This is a genomic window from Delftia sp. DT-2 (assembly GCF_028401915.1).
In the GTDB taxonomy this organism is placed as follows: domain Bacteria; phylum Pseudomonadota; class Gammaproteobacteria; order Burkholderiales; family Burkholderiaceae_C; genus Comamonas; species Comamonas tsuruhatensis.
In genome coordinates this window covers 80,924-96,250 of record NZ_JAQOTI010000006.1, presented here as the reverse complement: position 1 = coordinate 96,250, position 15,327 = coordinate 80,924, and the positions used below count along the sequence as shown (strand labels likewise).

Annotated in this window: 16 protein-coding genes; 4 read left to right on the top strand and 12 right to left on the bottom strand. The window is 66.9% G+C overall.

Translation table 11 applies throughout. The features are described from left to right. Nucleotides 1-25 precede the first annotated feature (25 nt). The 5 genes from PO605_RS11980 to PO605_RS11960 all read right to left on the bottom strand — a co-directional run bounded on the left by PO605_RS11980 (nucleotide 26) and on the right by PO605_RS11960 (nucleotide 6,495). Nucleotides 26-547 (bottom strand): GNAT family N-acetyltransferase, encoded by a 522-nt coding sequence (locus PO605_RS11980; RefSeq protein WP_026062042.1) that lies wholly within the window; start codon nucleotides 545-547, stop codon nucleotides 26-28. Nucleotides 548-803: 256 nt separating this feature from the next. Next, nucleotides 804-2,240, bottom strand: coding sequence for an aldehyde dehydrogenase family protein (locus tag PO605_RS11975; protein WP_016447735.1), 1,437 nt, complete (start codon nucleotides 2,238-2,240; stop codon nucleotides 804-806). A 210-nt stretch (nucleotides 2,241-2,450) separates the two neighbouring features. Next, complete coding sequence (locus PO605_RS11970; protein ID WP_016447736.1) at nucleotides 2,451-2,810, bottom strand: hypothetical protein; 360 nt, start codon at nucleotides 2,808-2,810, stop codon at nucleotides 2,451-2,453. 30 nt (nucleotides 2,811-2,840) lie between these two features. Beyond that, nucleotides 2,841-5,453, bottom strand: coding sequence for an ATP-dependent chaperone ClpB (gene clpB / locus PO605_RS11965; RefSeq protein ID WP_047469168.1), 2,613 nt, complete (start codon nucleotides 5,451-5,453; stop codon nucleotides 2,841-2,843). Between the two features lie 133 nt (nucleotides 5,454-5,586). Then, nucleotides 5,587-6,495 carry an AraC family transcriptional regulator gene (locus PO605_RS11960; RefSeq protein ID WP_017404082.1) on the bottom strand — a complete coding sequence of 303 codons (909 nt, stop codon included), beginning with the start codon at nucleotides 6,493-6,495 and terminating at the stop codon, nucleotides 5,587-5,589. 104 nt (nucleotides 6,496-6,599) lie between these two features. On the opposite strand from PO605_RS11960, the gene PO605_RS11955 reads away from it, so the two are divergent. Further along, complete coding sequence (locus PO605_RS11955) at nucleotides 6,600-7,490, top strand: DMT family transporter (protein ID WP_231574345.1); 891 nt, start codon at nucleotides 6,600-6,602, stop codon at nucleotides 7,488-7,490. Nucleotides 7,491-7,502: 12 nt separating this feature from the next. Here the strand turns inward: PO605_RS11955 and PO605_RS11950 are convergent, their stop codons facing one another. Beyond that, the gene (locus PO605_RS11950; RefSeq protein ID WP_047469218.1) at nucleotides 7,503-7,964 is read right to left on the bottom strand and encodes a molybdenum cofactor biosynthesis protein MoaE; all 462 of its coding nucleotides are present in this window, start codon (nucleotides 7,962-7,964) and stop codon (nucleotides 7,503-7,505) included. Nucleotides 7,965-8,070: 106 nt separating this feature from the next. Between PO605_RS11950 and PO605_RS11945 the strand changes: the two genes are divergently transcribed. From PO605_RS11945 to dapA, 3 genes are all read left to right on the top strand, one after another. Then, complete coding sequence (locus tag PO605_RS11945; protein WP_012207010.1) at nucleotides 8,071-8,325, top strand: hypothetical protein; 255 nt, start codon at nucleotides 8,071-8,073, stop codon at nucleotides 8,323-8,325. An 8-nt stretch (nucleotides 8,326-8,333) separates the two neighbouring features. Next, the gene (locus tag PO605_RS11940) at nucleotides 8,334-8,678 is read left to right on the top strand and encodes a hypothetical protein (RefSeq protein WP_013801035.1); all 345 of its coding nucleotides are present in this window, start codon (nucleotides 8,334-8,336) and stop codon (nucleotides 8,676-8,678) included. A 295-nt stretch (nucleotides 8,679-8,973) separates the two neighbouring features. After that, nucleotides 8,974-9,909, top strand: coding sequence for a 4-hydroxy-tetrahydrodipicolinate synthase (dapA, locus tag PO605_RS11935; RefSeq protein ID WP_047469161.1), 936 nt, complete (start codon nucleotides 8,974-8,976; stop codon nucleotides 9,907-9,909). Here dapA and PO605_RS11930 read toward each other — a convergent pair. From PO605_RS11930 to PO605_RS11905, 6 genes are all read right to left on the bottom strand, one after another. Continuing rightward, nucleotides 9,855-10,208, bottom strand: a complete 354-nt coding sequence (locus PO605_RS11930; RefSeq protein ID WP_016447744.1) for a recombinase family protein — start codon at nucleotides 10,206-10,208, stop codon at nucleotides 9,855-9,857. The two genes, dapA and PO605_RS11930, sit on opposite strands and share 55 nt — an antisense overlap. 5 nt (nucleotides 10,209-10,213) lie before the next feature. Next, nucleotides 10,214-10,489, bottom strand: a complete 276-nt coding sequence (gene moaD / locus PO605_RS11925) for a molybdopterin converting factor subunit 1 (RefSeq protein ID WP_013801032.1) — start codon at nucleotides 10,487-10,489, stop codon at nucleotides 10,214-10,216. After that, entirely contained in the window at nucleotides 10,486-11,721 is a 1,236-nt protein-coding gene (locus tag PO605_RS11920) for a molybdopterin molybdotransferase MoeA (protein ID WP_047469157.1), read from the bottom strand. Before PO605_RS11920 ends, moaD begins: the two co-directional genes overlap by 4 nt. A gap of 10 nt (nucleotides 11,722-11,731) precedes the next feature. Then, nucleotides 11,732-12,292 (bottom strand): molybdopterin-guanine dinucleotide biosynthesis protein B, encoded by a 561-nt coding sequence (mobB, locus tag PO605_RS11915; RefSeq protein ID WP_016447747.1) that lies wholly within the window; start codon nucleotides 12,290-12,292, stop codon nucleotides 11,732-11,734. Nucleotides 12,293-12,338: 46 nt separating this feature from the next. Further along, entirely contained in the window at nucleotides 12,339-13,766 is a 1,428-nt protein-coding gene (thrC, locus tag PO605_RS11910; protein WP_016447748.1) for a threonine synthase, read from the bottom strand. Between the two features lie 140 nt (nucleotides 13,767-13,906). Next, nucleotides 13,907-15,256, bottom strand: coding sequence for a homoserine dehydrogenase (locus PO605_RS11905; protein WP_016447749.1), 1,350 nt, complete (start codon nucleotides 15,254-15,256; stop codon nucleotides 13,907-13,909). Between the last annotated feature and the right edge of the window lie 71 nt (nucleotides 15,257-15,327).

Below are 15,327 nucleotides of genomic sequence, written 5' to 3'. Positions count from 1 at the left end.
GGGGGAAGGCGGGTCGGAGACCCGATCAGTTCAGTGCGCGCTTGAGCCGCACTTCCTCGATCTTGAGACCACCCACCTGGGCCGTCTTGGCGGTGGACATTTCGCGCTTGAAGCCGGCGAGCTCGTGAAAGCGCAGCGCGCGTTCATTGCGCAGCGGCACCCACGACGTGACATTGGTGCAGCCTTCTTCAAGCAGGCCGTCGCGTGCGGCGTCCCACAGGGCCACGCCCACACCCTGATTCCAGTGGGTAGGTGCAGCATAGATGGCCCAGATTTCACCGGTGGTCTGGCGCGACTTCTCATCGCGCGAGCGGTCGAAGCCGACGAAGCCGACGATCTTGTCGCCATCGATGGCGACCTGAACCTGGGGCTCGCAAAATTCAATGGCTTCGCGCCAATAGGCCTGGCGTTTTTCTACCGACGACATGCTCTTGAGCTGGTCATCGGGAACCAGACCTCGGTAAGCCTCCATGGCGGAAGCAGTATGGATCTGGGCAATCGCTTTTGCATCGCGGAGAGTGGCTGGACGAACCTGGATACTAGACATGGAAAAACCGAAACGAAAACAGGTGAAAATAGAAGGGCGTGATTTTCACCGGAATCGCGCTTTTTGCGTGCATCGAGCCCCTTAGCCATGCACGCAAGTACGGCTGTGCTCGTTTTCTTGCCCTCGGCTATCGGATGTGCTATGTGCTCTTCAAAAAAGAGCAGCTAGTGCATGCAACACAAGGCTCGCCAAGGAATCAGTTGACAATTCCTCACGATGCAGGCATGCCCGGCAGCACGCCCGATCGAGCCCTTGCTCACAGCCAGCGGCGCATCAGTTCCATGATGCGATCGAACTTCGCACCATAGGGCGGATACAGCATGGCGGCCCCTGACCAGCGCGACTGCACGAACACCGCCTTCTGATGGCTCAGCCGCGCAAAGCCCTGCTCCGAATGATAGGCACCCCAACCGCTGTCGCCCACGCCACCGAAGGGCAGGTTCTCGTGCGCGAAGTGCAGCAGGGTGTCATTGACCGTCACCCCGCCGCTGATGGTGCGTGACAGCACCGCATCACGCACCTTCTCGTCGCGGCCGAACCAGTACAGCGCCAGCGGCCTGGGCCCGGCATTGATGGCCGAGACCACGTCGTCCAGCCTGTCGTAGCTGATCACGGGCAGGATGGGGCCGAAGATCTCCTCCTGCATGAGCTGCATCTGGCTGGTGGCATTGAAGACCAGGGCCGGTGCCATCTGGCGCTCCACGGCATCACCCCAGGCCATGTCCGCCCCCTCCTGGCTGGCGCCGCCGTCCTCCATCCATTCGACATGGGCGCCCATGCCCTGGGCCTGGCGCAGCATCTGCCGCAGGCGGGCCAGGTGGCGCTTGGTGAGGATGGCGGCATAGTCCGGGTTGCCGGCAAAGCGCGGGAACAGCCGCTGCGCGGCGGCGCGAAAGGCCTCGGCGAATTCGGCCTCCTGTCCACGCGGCAGCAGCACGTAGTCGGGGGCAATGCAGGTCTGGCCTGCGTTGACGAGCTTGCCATGTGCGATCTTGAGCGCTGCCTCCTTCAGGTCGCAGTCGGTGGAGACGATGCAGGGCGACTTGCCGCCCAGCTCCAGCGTGGTCGGCGTCAGGTGCGCTGCGGCCGCCTGGGCCACGCGCCGGCCCACGGCCGTCGATCCGGTGAACAGCAGATGGTCGAAGTGCAGGCCCGAGAACTGCGTGGCCACGCTCACATCGCCCTCGATCACGGCGAACTCCTCGGGCGCAAAGAACTGCCCCACCAGCGCGGCCAGTTGCGCCGACGTGTGCGGCGTGAGTTCGCTGGGCTTGAGCATGACGCGGTTGCCCGCGGCCAGGGCCGTGATGGCAGGCCCCAGCGCCAGTTGCACCGGATAGTTCCACGGGGAGATCACCCCCACCACGCCCAGCGGCTGGCGCTCTATCCACCCACGGCCCGGCATGAGCATCAGCGGCGTGCGCACCCGCTGGCGCCCCGACCAGCGCGCCAGATGGCGCAGCGTGTGCTTGAGCAGGTTGCGCAGCACGAACAGCTCCACCATCTCGGTCAACCGTGGCGAGCGCATGCCGAAGTCGGCCTGCACTGCGGCAGCCAGCACGGGGCCGTGCTCGTCCAGCAGCTTTTGCATGCGCAGCAGCCTCTCGCGGCGCACCAGCAGCGGCACGTCCACCTGCGCCCGGCTGGCCTGGTACTGAAGTTCGAAGACGCGATGAAGATCCATCTGGGTCATAGGGCTCAATGGTAAGAAGACGCGGCAGACGCTCTCATGCTGCACAGGCCGCCTGCGGGTTGGCTGGATACGGCGGCAAGCAGCCAGAACGGCTCGGAGAAAAAAAAGGGAGCCTTGCACGGGCTCCCGAGGGTTACAGACTATACGGGCCGATATGCGCGGCCTGGGCGCGAAGATGCGCAGGCCGCGTAAAGGCTGCAGCAAGACGCTTCAGGGCTCGCGCACTTCACGGGGCTGAACGTCGGTCACCTCGCCCGCTCCCGGCAGCACGCCTGCGCCTGCACCTGCGCGACGGCCACCGCCTTCAGCCGCGCCGTAGGCGCGCTGCGGGCGCTGGGCCATCCACTCGGAGCCGGAGCGGTAGACGGTCTGCCAGCCAGCCCGCGGGCTCATGCGCATGGCCCAGGGCATGACCGGCTGGCCGGTGAGCCTGGCCCACAGCGCCCGCACGGCCCAGACCAGGGCCAGCAGCGCCGCTGCGGTGAGCAGGCTGACAAAGAAGACCAGGCCCACAAGCATCAGCAGGATGCGAACGGCCCAGCGGGTCAGGGTGGCGACGAAATCGTTCAAAGCAAAGCCTTTCTTGGCTGGCCCGGTGCGTCAGGCGGAGTCTGCCGCATCGAACCGGAATACGCCCGGTTCCTGTACCGGGTCCACATGCACCGCAATCGTGCTCTTGGGCGGGAAGCGCCCTTCAAGCAGCAGTTTCGACAACGGATTTTCGATCCGCTGCTGTATCGCGCGCTTGAGCGGCCGGGCCCCGAAAACGGGATCGAAGCCCACCTTGGCCAGTTCGGCCAGTGCCTGGTCGGACACCTGCAGCGCAAGGTCCATTTTCTCCAAACGCCGCTCCAGCAGCTTGAGCTGAATCCTTGCGATCGACTCGATATTCTTCGCGTCGAGCGCGTGGAACACCACGGTCTCGTCGATGCGGTTGAGGAATTCGGGTCGGAAATGGTTCTTGAGTTCCCCCCAGACCGCGTCTTTCACATCATCGTAATCCTCGCCGACCATGGCCTGGATCAGCAAAGAGCCTATGTTGCTCGTCATCACGATGACCGTATTCTTGAAGTCCACGGTGCGGCCCTGGCCGTCGGTCAGCCGGCCGTCGTCCAGTACCTGCAGCAGCACGTTGAAGACGTCGGGATGGGCCTTCTCCACCTCGTCGAGCAGCAGCACGCTGTAGGGCTTGCGGCGAACGGCCTCGGTCAGGTAGCCGCCTTCCTCGTAGCCCACGTAGCCGGGCGGCGCGCCGATCAGGCGTGCCACGGAATGCTTTTCCATGAACTCGCTCATGTCGATGCGCACCAGATGGTCTTCGCTGTCGAACAGGAAGCCGGCCAGCGCCTTGCACAGTTCCGTCTTGCCCACGCCCGTGGGGCCCAGGAACAGGAAGGAACCGGTGGGCCGGTTGGGATCGGACAGGCCCGAGCGCGAACGGCGTATGGCGTTGGCCACGGCCGAGATGGCCTCGTCCTGGCCGACGACGCGGTCATGCAGCCGGTCTTCCATGCGCAGCAGCTTGTCCTTCTCGCCCTGCATCATCTTGGCCACGGGAATGCCCGTGGCACGGCTGACCACCTCGGCAATCTCCTCGGCGCCCACATGGGTGCGCAGCAATCTGTGGGCGGGCGCACCGCCCTGCCCCTGCTCGCTGGCCTGGGCTTCGTTGAGCTGCTTTTCCAGCGAGGGCAGCTTGCCGTACTGCAGCTCGGCCACCTTGTTGAAGTCGCCCTTGCGCTTGAGCTCGTCGATCTGGATACGGATCTGGTCGATCTCCTTGCGGATCTGCTCGGAGCCCTGGGCGCTGGCCTTCTCGCTCTTCCACACGTCTTCGAGGTCGGCGTACTCGCGCTCCAGGCTGCCGAGTTCTTCCTCGATCAGTTGCAGGCGCTTTTGCGAGGCCTCGTCCTTTTCCTTCTTCATGGCCTCGCGCTCGATCTTGAGCTGGATCATGCGGCGCTCGAGCTTGTCCATGACCTCGGGCTTGGAGTCGATCTCGATCTTGATCTTGGCCGCCGCCTCGTCGATCAGGTCGATGGCCTTGTCGGGCAGGAAGCGGTCGGTGATGTAGCGGTGGCTCAGCTCGGCCGCAGCCACGATGGCCGGGTCGGTGATGTCCACGCCGTGGTGGGCCTCGTAGCGCACCTGCAGTCCGCGCAGGATGGCGATGGTGTCCTCCACGGAAGGCTCTTCGACCAGCACCTTCTGGAAGCGCCGCTCCAGCGCCGCATCCTTTTCGATGTACTTGCGGTATTCATCGAGAGTGGTCGCACCGATGCAGTGCAGCTCGCCGCGCGCCAGCGCGGGCTTGAGCATGTTGCCCGCATCCATGGCGCCATCGGCCTTGCCGGCGCCGACCATGGTGTGGATCTCGTCGATGAACAGGATGATGCGCCCCTCTTCCTGGGCCACTTCCTTGAGCACGGACTTCAGTCGCTCCTCGAAGTCGCCGCGGTACTTGGCGCCGGCCAGCAGGCCCGCCATGTCCAGCGACAGCACGCGCTTGTTCTTGAGGCTTTCGGGCACCTCGCCGGCCACGATGCGCTGGGCCAGGCCCTCGACAATGGCGGTCTTGCCCACGCCGGGCTCGCCGATGAGCACGGGGTTGTTCTTGCTGCGGCGCTGCAGCACCTGGATGGAGCGGCGGATTTCGTCGTCGCGGCCGATCACCGGATCGAGCTTGCCGATGCGCGCGCGCTCGGTCAGGTCCATGGTGTATTTCTTGAGGGCCTCGCGCTGGCCTTCGCCTTCGGCGCTGTCCATGGTCTGGCCGCCGCGCACGGCGTTGATGGCCGACTCCAGGCTGGAGCGCGTCACGCCGCTTTCCTTGAGCAGTTGGCCCGCACGCGTGGAGGCGCCGCTGCTGTCGGTCAGCGCCAGCAGGAACAGCTCGCTGGCAATGAACTGGTCGCCGCGCTTGAGGGCTTCCTTCTCGGTCACCTGCAGCAGGCGGCCCAGCTCGGAGCCGACCTGCACCTGATCCTGATGCTGCACGCGCGGCAGGTCTGCCAGAGCCTTCTCGGCCGCGGCCTGCAGCTGGCCCACGTTGGCGCCGGCGCGCTGCAAGAGCGAGCGCGGACCGTCGTCCTGGCGCAGCAGCGCCACGAGCAGGTGCAGGGGTTCGATGTTGGATTGGTCACCGCCCAGGGCCAGCGTTTGCGCGTCGGCCAGGGCTTCCTGGAACTTGGTTGTCAGTTTGTCGATTCGCATGGTGTTTCTTTTCGCTCCTGAAACAGGGTCATTGCGATTTATCTGATACCGGCAGGGCAAATTTCAAGCCATGCCCGGCCCGCAAGGACAGACGCTTGCGCCAGATCAAGGCCGGCGAGGCCGGCCATCCTTCTCAAGCATTGCGCTGAAAGATCGAGAACTGCGTAGGCGTAACGCCCAAATGCGCCCGGAAGCTGCGCACCAGGTGGCTGGCGCTGGAAAAGCCGCAATCCAGCGCCAGCTCGGCCAGCGGCGGCACGTTGCGCGCAGACAGGGCGCGCCGTGCCCGTGCCAGGCGCTGCTGCAGCACCCATTCGTGCACCGTGCAGCCCATGCTCTGGCGGAACATGCGTGCGAAATGGAATTCCGAAAGGCAGGCCTGTCTCGCCAGTGCCGGCAGCGACACGGCCTTGGAGTCATGCAGATGCGCCTCGATATGGGCAAGCACCCTGCGCCGCACGGCCGCAGAGAGCCCGCCCAGCGGCCGCTGCAGCGCCTGCACCTGGCGCGGCGTGGCGGACTGCAGCACCAGCCGGTCCACCAGCTGCTGGCCAATGGCATCGGCCGCCAGTTGCTGCTGCGGGTCCTGCCAGTCCAGTTGCATCAGCGCACGGGCACCGGCGTGGAAGGCCTGATCGTCCCCGTAGATCTGCGCACGCAAGGTGCGCGAGCGGGGCTCGGCATCCAGCATGCGGACCACGCGCCCCGCCCAGGCCAGGTCGGACACATACAGGTGCAGGAACTGCACGGGCGATCGCACCAGCCAGTGCGATTCGTCCTCTGGCGTGAAGATGCAGATGCGCCCCGGCGCCCCCATGGCCTCGGGCCGCGCCTTGAGTTGCGAGCCCTCGCCGCCGGCCAGGTAGACCGACAGCGTGTGGTGACCGGGCTGGCAGTAGCGCACCTCGTCGTCCACATTGGCCCAGACGGCCAGCTCCACCCCCTCGCTCAGGCGCACGCGCCGCTGCAGCCGGGCCTTGGAGCGTGACAGCACCTGGCACAGGTGGCTGGAGGGCAGCTCGGGCAGCGGCGTGGGCGTCATGGCAGCGATTGTGGTCCCGCAGCCATACCGACGCATGGCGCCAGGCCATCAAACCGCAGGAATCTGCCATGCCCGCCCAGCCTGCGGCGCCATCATCACCGGCCATGACTGCCACCCTCTATGCCCTGGTCGTGCTGATCTGGGGTTCGACCTGGATCGCCCTGAAGCTGCAGCTGGGCGCCGTGCCCGTGGAGCTGTCCATTGCCTACCGCTTTGCGCTGGCCGCCGTGCTGATGTTCGCCTGGCTGGCCTGGTCGCGCCAGCTGCGCGTGCCCCGCGGCCCGGCGCTGCCGCGCGTGCTGGCCCAGGGCCTGTGCCTGTTCAGCTTCAACTTCGTGTGCTTCATGCATGCCAGCGAGACGCTGGCCAGCGGCCTGGCCGCCGTGGTGTTCTCCAGCGCCAATCTCTGGAACGCGCTGCTGGCGCGCATCATCCACGGCCGCAGGCTGGCGCCCCATGTGCTGGCCGGCAGCCTCTTCGGCCTTGCAGGCCTGGTGGCGCTGTTCTGGCCCGAGCTGCGAGAAGGCCGGCATGCCAGCCTGCCCGGCCTGGGCTGGGCCGTGCTGGGCACGCTGTGCTTTTCCTGCGGGAACATGCTGTCGGCCTCGCTGCAGTCCATGGGCTGGCGGCCCGCACAGACCAATGCCTGGGGCATGCTGGCCGGCACGCTGCTGCTGACAGGCTATGCGCTGGTGGCAGGCCTGCCCTGGCGCTTCGATGCCAGCTGGACCTATGTGGGCGCCTGGCTGTACCTGGCCATTCCGGGCTCGGTGATCGCGTTCACGGCCTACCTGACCCTGGTCGGGCGCCTGGGCCCCGAGAAGGCGGCGTATGCGACGGTGCTGTTCCCCATCGTTGCGCTCAGTATCTCGGCCCTTTTCGAAGGCTATGTGTGGACGCCGCTGGCCGTGGGTGGCCTGCTGCTGGTGATGCTCGGCAACCTGCTGGTGTTCCGCCCGCCGCAATGGTTGCGGGGCGCCGCGCTCAAGGCCTGAAGGCCCGCCGCCTCACTGGCGCCAGCGCGCCAGCGCCTCTTCGTCGCTGACGCGCGCATCCACCCAGCGCGCGCCCTCGGGCGTTTGCTCCTTCTTCCAGAAAGGCGCCAGCGACTTGAGGTAGTCCATGATGTATTCGCAGGCCTGGAAAGCCATGCCCCGGTGCGATGCGGTGACGGCCACGAGCACGATCTGGTCCATGGGCTGCAGCGGGCCGATGCGGTGGATGACGCGCGCGCCATGGATGCCGAAGCGCTGCACGGCCTCGTCGATGATGGCCTCGATGGATTTCTCGGTCATGCCCGGGTAGTGCTCCAGCTCCATGCTGGCCACGGCGGCGCCCTCGTTGCGGTCACGCACCGTGCCGATGAAGCTGCAGACCGCGCCCACGCGCGCGTCGCCGCCGCGCAGGGCGGCGAGTTCGGCCGATACGTCGAAATCCTCGGTCTGGATGGATACACGGGCTGCTTGCATGCCCGCATTGTCGCAGGGCGGCGGCGCACCAGGGCGCACCAGGGACTGGCGAACGCGGTAGCATTGCCCTCCCCCGCCGCCGGCCTTTTGCTGCAGCGGGCCATGCATGGCCACACTCACGATCACCACCCCCGAATACACGCTCTACCCGTCGCCGCGCAACGAGCAGCGCGTGGTCTACGAGCATCAGCTGTTCGTGTCCCATCCCTACACCATCATCCATCTGCCCGACTACAACTTTCGCGGCAAGGCCACGCTGTTCGCAGCCCACCGCCTGGCCGACGGCAAGATGGGCCAGCTCGTGAGCTGCGAGCTGGCCGAGGACCTTGCACGCTTCGAGCGCTTGTTCGAACCCGATTGAGGCGCGCCATGGACGAGACCAGCCAGATACAGCCGCCGCCGAGCTTTGCCGCCCTGTATGCCGACCGGCACGGCCGGCTCAAGGCATCGATTGCAGACGTGGTCGGACGTTATGAACTGTGCGAGGACCTGGCCAGCCACCTGGTCGAGCAGGCGCAGACGCTCTATCACTCCGGCAACTCCTCGGAGCAAGGCGTGCTGCTGGGCATGCACGCGGGCCTGGCGGCCGAGGGCTCCATCGTCAGCCCTGGCGAGGCGCGCTGGATCGTGCAGCGCCTGGCCGAGCTGCTGGAGTGGCAGGCACCGCTGCTGCCCGATGCATCACCCCCTCCCGGCGCCGAAGGCGCGGCCTGAAGGTCACCCACCACCCCTCACCCAGGCGCTCAGGCGCGCTACACTGCGCGCCATGCCTTCAATCTTTGCCTTCCCCACATGCCACGGTGATGCCGTGCGCCTGTGCCTGGGCAAAGCCTGCAAACCCCAGCTCGTCTGACCGGAGCTGAGGTTCCGTCCAGATGAGCGACGGAACCGGCCCGGCAGCCTCCATCTCCCCTTCCCGCATCCCTTCAGGCGCCTGCCTTTCCGCCCTCGGTCTGGCCGGTGGCTGCGTACGGTCGTTCATTGTTTGAATCACCCGAAGGGATCTTCCATGTCTTTGCCTTCCACCACCTCGCCGCAAGCCCGATTCAAGGGGCTGTGGCTTCCGCTGGTCACGCCCTTTCTTCCTGGAGATGAGACGGCAGTGGACCACGAGGCTCTGCGCGCCCTGGTGCAGCACTACAACGCCACCGGCATCGCCGGCTACGTGGCCTGCGGCTCGACCGCCGAGGCCGCCGCGCTGAGCGAAGCGGAGCACGATGCCGCCCTGTCCACCATCCTCTCAGCGGCCCAGGGCATGCCCGTGGTCATGGGAGTTTCTGACTGCCACCTGGGGCATGCGCTGGCCCGTGTCCAGACACTGAACGCCCTGCCGCTGGCCGGCATTCTGGTGCCCGCGCCACATTACATACGCCCGTCGCAGGCGGGGCTGCTGCAGTGGTTCACGACGATTGCCGAGCGCAGCGCCCATCCGGTCATCATCTACGACATTCCCTACCGCACCGGCGTGGTGCTGGAGCTGGCCACGCTGCGTGCGCTGGCCGCCCATGAGCGCATCGTGGCCATCAAGGATTGCGGGGGCGATGCCGCCAAGACCCAGGCACTGATCGCCGATGGGCAGCTGCAGGTGCTGGCTGGCGAAGACGCGCAGATCTTTTCCACGCTGGCCCTGGGCGGTGCGGGAGCGATTGCTGCCAGCGCGCACGCGCATACACGGCACTTCGTCGAGTTGATGCAATGCCTGGAGCGTGGCGACCTGCCCGCTGCCCGTGCGCTGTGGCAGCCGCTGCAGCCGCACATCGCCGCCTGCTTTGCCGAGCCCAATCCCGCACCCATCAAGGCCTTGCTGGCGCAGCAGGGCCGAATGCGGGCAACGCTGCGGGCGCCCATGCAGGCTGCATCGGCCGCGCTGGCGCAGCGGCTGGCCGGGATTCAGCTGCCGCTGCTGCCGTCTGCAGACGGTGTTGCAGAGCGCAGGTCGGCATAGCGGTTCAGGATGCGTTGCACCTGACCGTGCGTCCACTCGCCACCCCGGGCCGCGGCAATGCCGCGCGCATTGAGTTCGGCGGCCATGGCGCGGTGCGTCAGGCCGCGCGCCTGCAGTTCGGCGAACAGCGCCTCATGCTGCTGGGCGAAGGCATCGGCCGTGGATTTGCGCTTTTCCACGGTGGCGCGCAGGTTGTCTGCGCCTGCGCGGCCCAGTTGCACGCCGCGCGCCTTGGCTTCGGACAGGGCCTTGCGCGTGCGCGCGCTGATGGCCTGGTCCACGGGCTTGTCGGTGGTCATTTGGGTCAACCTCCGGTCACGGGAGGGAAGAAAGCCACCTCGTCCCCCTGGCGAATGGCGGCACCGGCATCGCACAGGACCTGGTTCAGCGCCATGCGCACGGCCTTGCCAGGGGCCAGCGCTTCGGCGGCTGCACCGCCACGCGCAATCAGTTCCTCACGCAGCGCGCCCACGGTGGCGGCCTCGGTGGACAGGGTTTCGCTGCCCGTGCCCAGGGCTTCGCGGATGGAGGCGAAATAGCGCACGGTGATGGTGATGGCGATGGGGACGGCCTGGCTCATGACAGCAGCTCCGAAAAGGCGATGAAGCGCACCCGGTCGCCCGGCGCAATGGCCTGGCCTGGCGGGTTGTCTACCACGCCATCTCCCCAGGCTGCCGAGGTCAGCACGCCCGAACTCTGGTTGCGGAACAGCTCCAGGCCACCGCTGTCGTTGTAGCGCACGCGCAGGAATTCGCGGCGCTTGTCCCCGCGCGGCCAATGGAAGTCGGCGCGCACCTCGACCGAGCGCGGCAGCGCCTGCTGCACGCCCTGCAGGCGCAGCACGAAGGGGCGCACCAGCAAAAGGAAGGTGACGAAGCTGGAGACCGGGTTGCCGGGCAGGCCGATGAAGTGGGCAAAGCCTTCGCCCTCGCGGTTTACGCGGCCATAGGCGAAGGGCTTGCCGGGCTTGACGGCGATCTGCCAGAGGTCGAGCTGGCCCAGCGCCTGCACGGCGGGCTTGACATGGTCCTCTTCGCCGACAGACACCCCGCCGCTGGTCAGGATCAGGTCATGCGCGCGGGCCGCCTCGCGCAAAGCATCCACAGTGGCCTCGCGCCGGTCGGGGACGATGCCGAAGTCGGTGACCTCGCAGCCCATGCGCTGCAGCAGGGCGCGAAGGAAGAATCGGTTGCTGTTGTAGATGCTGCCGGGCGGCATCTGCTCGGGCGCCACGGTGCCCGGCATGACCAGTTCGTCACCTGTGGAGAACAGGGCCACGCGCGGCTTGCGTGCCACGCGCAAAGAGGCCAGGCCGATGCTGGCGGCCAGGCCCAGCTCGGCCGGCGACAGGCGCGTACCGGCCGCGATGACGGTGGCGCCGCGCCGGATGTCTTCGCCCGAGCGGCGTATCCATTGCCCGGCCTCGGGCCGCGCCTTGATGCGCACGCGACCGTCTTCCAGGACTTCGCAGTCTTCCTGCATGACGATGGCATCGGCACCTTCGGGCACCGGAGCCCCCGTGAAGATGCGCGCCACCGTACCCACGGCCAGCGGCTGGCCCACGGCGCCTGCGGGGATGCGCTGCGAGACGGGCAGCTCGGCATTGCCCTGCGTGCATTCGGCGCTGCGCACGGCGTAGCCGTCCATGGCGCTGTTGTCCTGGGGCGGCACCTGCAGCGGCGAGACGGCGTCGGCCCGCAGCACGCGGCCATCGGCGTCAAAGCAGTCCACGGTGTCATCGCCAGCCAGCGGCAGTGCCTGGGCCAGCAGTTCGGCCAGCGCTTCATCGAGGGGCTTGAGCGGGGCTCGCATGGTTTTTCTCCTAGTCTTGGCCGCTGTCAGGTGCACGGTAGCGCAGGCGCTCCCCCTGATCCAGCAGCCATTGCAGTATCTGCGCTGGCGCGTTGAGGTCCAGCACGGGCTGGCGCGGCGGCTCGGGCAGGCGGGCCGGCGCATCGGTTGCCACGGCCAGCACATGGGGATCGTGCGGGAACAAAGGCGCCTGGGTCTTGCCGGCGCTGGTGCGCTCGGGCTGCTCGCGCCAGATTTCTATCTTGGGCAGGTCGGCGTGCTTGAAACCCTCTACCAGCACCCAGTCCACGAGGGGGTCCAGCTCGGCCAGCATGTCGTGCACCGACAGCTCCGTGGGCCGGGGGAATTCGCGCATCAGCGCCAGACGGCGATCGGAAGCCAGCACCACCTCATAGGCACCCGCCTTGCGGTGGCGCCAGCTGTCCTTGCCCTCGTGATCGACATCGAAATGGTGGTGGGCATGCTTGACCACCGAAACGCTGAGCCCCTGCGCACGCATCAGCGTGATCAGGGGCTCCACCAGGCTGGTCTTGCCCGAGCCGGAGTAGCCGGCGAAGCCGATGACCTTCATCGCCATGCACTCCAGCTGCGGACCTGCGGACAGCCCGGCCGTGGCATCAGTCGCAATGCCGGGCGATGTAGGCCTTGACCTGCTCGGCGTCGGCCGGCAAGTCGGTCACGCGCTTGGGCAGGTCCTCGATGCCTTCGAACTTGGCCGGGCGATCGGGCAGGCGGCCCAGGGCCTCCTCGATGGTGGCGGCGAACTTGATGGGCAGTGCCGTCTCCAGCACGATCATGGGCACGCCGGCCTGCAGCTGCTCGCGCGCCACCTTGACGCCGTCGGCCGTGTGCGTGTCGATCATGGTGCCGAAGCGCTCGAAGGTATCGCGGATGGTGGCCAGGCGGTCGGCATGCGTGCTCTTGCCGCTGACGAAGCCGTAGCGGGCAGCAGCTTCCTGGAACAGCGGATTGCCGCCCAGGTCGAAGCGGCCCTGGCGTGCCACGCCCTCGGCGAACAACTCGCGCGTGGCCTGTCCATCGCGACCCAGCAGGTCGAACACGAAGCGCTCGAAGTTGCTGGCCTTGGAGATGTCCATCGAGGGGCTCGATGTCTCGTAGGTGTGCTCGCTGCCGCGCACCACGTAGGCGCCCGTGCGGAAGAACTCGTCGAGCACGTCGTTCTCGTTGGTCGCCACCACCAGGCGTTCGATCGGCAGGCCCATCTGGCGCGCCACATGGCCGGCGCAGATGTTGCCGAAGTTGCCGCTGGGCACCGTGAAGCTGACCTTCTGGTCATTGCTCTGCGTGGCCTGCAGGTAGCCGGCAAAGTAGTAGACGACCTGGGCCAGCAGGCGGGCCCAGTTGATCGAGTTGACCGTGCCGATCTTGTACTTCGCCTTGAAGGCGTGGTCGTTGGAGACGGCCTTGACGATGTCCTGGCAGTCGTCGAACACGCCCTCGATGGCGATGTTGTGGATGTTGGCATCCTGCAGGCTGAACATCTGGGCCTGCTGGAAGGGGCTCATGCGGCCGCGCGGGCTGGTCATGAACACGCGCACGCCCTTTTTGCCGCGCATGGCGTACTCGGCCGCGCTGCCGGTGTCGCCGCTGGTGGCGCCCAGGATGTTCAGCTCCTCGCCACGGCGGCCCAGTTCGTACTCGAACAGGTTGCCCAGCAGCTGCATGGCCATGTCCTTGAAGGCCAGCGTGGGGCCGTTGGACAGGGCTTCGAGCCACAGGCCGTCTTCCAGCGGGCGCAGCGGCGTGATCTCGGCCGTGCCGAACACCTGCTGCGTATAGGTCTTGGCGCACAGGGCGCGCAGATCCTCGGCCGGAATGTCGTCGATGTACAGGCTCAGGATCTCGAAGGCCAGGGCCGCGTAGCCCTGCTCCTTGTAGATGCTGCGCAGCTCGCCCAGGCGGGCGGCATCGATCTGCGGATAGCGCTCGGGCAGGTACAGCCCGCCATCGGGCGCCAGGCCCTCGAGCAGGATGTCGCAAAAGCGCTTGCGGTCCGCGTGGCCGCGCGTGGAAAGATAAAGCATGTCGCTTCCTCGTCAGTATTCTGTGAGACGGGGCGCGGCCGATGCCAGGGATGCCGAGCAAGGGCCGCCCCGCAGCGAGGGCGTCGTCCCCCTCCCGCGTGCGAGAGAGGGGGAAGCGGCGCAGCCGCTCAGGGGGTGTCTTAGTTCAACTCTTCCTTGCGGATGCGGTTGATAGGGGCCAGCACCGTGGGCAACTGCTGGATCTGCGCCAGGGCAGCATCCATGTCGCCTTCGCGCGTGGCGTGGGTCAGGATGATCAGGTCGGTCTGCGGCACGCCCTGGCTGCCTTCGCTGTCGCCGCTCACCTCGCCAGCCTCGCGCTGCAGCAGGGCATCGATGCTGATGCCGGCACCGGCGAGGATGCTGGTGATCTTGGCCAGCACGCCGGCTTCGTCGGCCACGCGGATGCGCAGGTAGTAGCTGGTGACCACCTCGCTCATGGGCAGCACGGGCAGCTCGCCACCTGCGGCGACCAGCGTGTTCGACTGGAAGGCCAGCGGGGGCACACGGTGCTCGGGGTCGGCCGTGTGCAGGCGGGCAATGTCCACCAGGTCGGCAATCACGGCGCTGGCCGTGGGCTCGGAGCCCGCGCCCTTGCCGTAGTACAGCGTCGTGCCCACGGCGTCGCCATGGACGACGACGGCGTTCATCGCGCCTTCCACGTTGGCGATCAGGCGCTTGGTCGGCACCAGGCTGGGGTGCACGCGCAGCTCGATGCCCTTGTCCGTGCGCTTGGTGATACCCAGCAGCTTGATGCGGTAGCCCAGTTGCTCGGCGTACTTGATGTCGGCCGCAGACAGCTTGGTGATGCCTTCCACATGCGCCTTGTCGAACTGCACGGGAATGCCGAAGGCGATGGCGCTCATCAGCGTGACCTTGTGGGCGGCGTCCACGCCTTCGATGTCGAAGGTCGGATCGGCTTCGGCATAGCCCAGGCGCTGGGCCTCCTTGAGCACCACGTCGAAGTCCAGGCCCTTGTCGCGCATCTCGGACAGGATGAAGTTGGTCGTGCCGTTGATGATGCCGGCCACCCACTGGATCTGGTTGGCCGTCAGGCCTTCGCGCAGCGCCTTGATGATGGGAATGCCACCGGCCACGGCTGCTTCGTAGGCCACCATCACGCCCTTCTCGGCGGCGGCCTTGAAGATTTCGCTGCCATGCACGGCCAGCAGGGCCTTGTTGGCCGTGACCACATGCTTGCCGGCGGCAATGGCCTCCAGCACCAGGGCCTTGGCAATGCCGTAGCCGCCGATCAGCTCGATCACCACGTCGATCTCGGGGTTGGCGATGATCTCGCGCGCATCGCCGACCACCTTGGCCGTGTCGCCCACGACGGAGCGTGCGCGTTCCGTATCCAGGTCGGCCACCATGGCAATCTCAATACCGCGGCCCGCGCGGCGGCGGATCTCTTCCTGGTTGCGCTGCAGCACGTTGAAGGTGCCGCTGCCCACGGTGCCAATGCCCAGAAGGCCTACTTGGATCGGTTTCATAAACTACTTGCCAGTCAAAAAATGCTGCGGCGCCCAGAGGGTGCGCGCCGGCAGCCGGTAAAAAGCGATGG

What these genes read in the sequence shown, in the direction of transcription:
- PO605_RS11980 (WP_026062042.1), bottom strand. Translation starts at nt 547, where the DNA reads ATGTCTAGTATCCAGGTTCGTCCAGCCACTCTCCGCGATGCAAAAGCG.
- PO605_RS11975 (WP_016447735.1), bottom strand. Translation starts at nt 2,240, where the DNA reads ATGACCCAGATGGATCTTCATCGCGTCTTCGAACTTCAGTACCAGGCC.
- clpB (WP_047469168.1), bottom strand. Translation starts at nt 5,453, where the DNA reads ATGCGAATCGACAAACTGACAACCAAGTTCCAGGAAGCCCTGGCCGAC.
- PO605_RS11960 (WP_017404082.1), bottom strand. Translation starts at nt 6,495, where the DNA reads ATGACGCCCACGCCGCTGCCCGAGCTGCCCTCCAGCCACCTGTGCCAG.
- PO605_RS11955 (WP_231574345.1), top strand. Translation starts at nt 6,600, where the DNA reads ATGACTGCCACCCTCTATGCCCTGGTCGTGCTGATCTGGGGTTCGACC.
- PO605_RS11950 (WP_047469218.1), bottom strand. Translation starts at nt 7,964, where the DNA reads ATGCAAGCAGCCCGTGTATCCATCCAGACCGAGGATTTCGACGTATCG.
- PO605_RS11945 (WP_012207010.1), top strand. Translation starts at nt 8,071, where the DNA reads ATGGCCACACTCACGATCACCACCCCCGAATACACGCTCTACCCGTCG.
- PO605_RS11940 (WP_013801035.1), top strand. Translation starts at nt 8,334, where the DNA reads ATGGACGAGACCAGCCAGATACAGCCGCCGCCGAGCTTTGCCGCCCTG.
- dapA (WP_047469161.1), top strand. Translation starts at nt 8,974, where the DNA reads ATGTCTTTGCCTTCCACCACCTCGCCGCAAGCCCGATTCAAGGGGCTG.
- PO605_RS11930 (WP_016447744.1), bottom strand. Translation starts at nt 10,208, where the DNA reads ATGACCACCGACAAGCCCGTGGACCAGGCCATCAGCGCGCGCACGCGC.
- moaD (WP_013801032.1), bottom strand. Translation starts at nt 10,489, where the DNA reads ATGAGCCAGGCCGTCCCCATCGCCATCACCATCACCGTGCGCTATTTC.
- PO605_RS11920 (WP_047469157.1), bottom strand. Translation starts at nt 11,721, where the DNA reads ATGCGAGCCCCGCTCAAGCCCCTCGATGAAGCGCTGGCCGAACTGCTG.
- mobB (WP_016447747.1), bottom strand. Translation starts at nt 12,292, where the DNA reads ATGAAGGTCATCGGCTTCGCCGGCTACTCCGGCTCGGGCAAGACCAGC.
- thrC (WP_016447748.1), bottom strand. Translation starts at nt 13,766, where the DNA reads ATGCTTTATCTTTCCACGCGCGGCCACGCGGACCGCAAGCGCTTTTGC.
- PO605_RS11905 (WP_016447749.1), bottom strand. Translation starts at nt 15,256, where the DNA reads ATGAAACCGATCCAAGTAGGCCTTCTGGGCATTGGCACCGTGGGCAGC.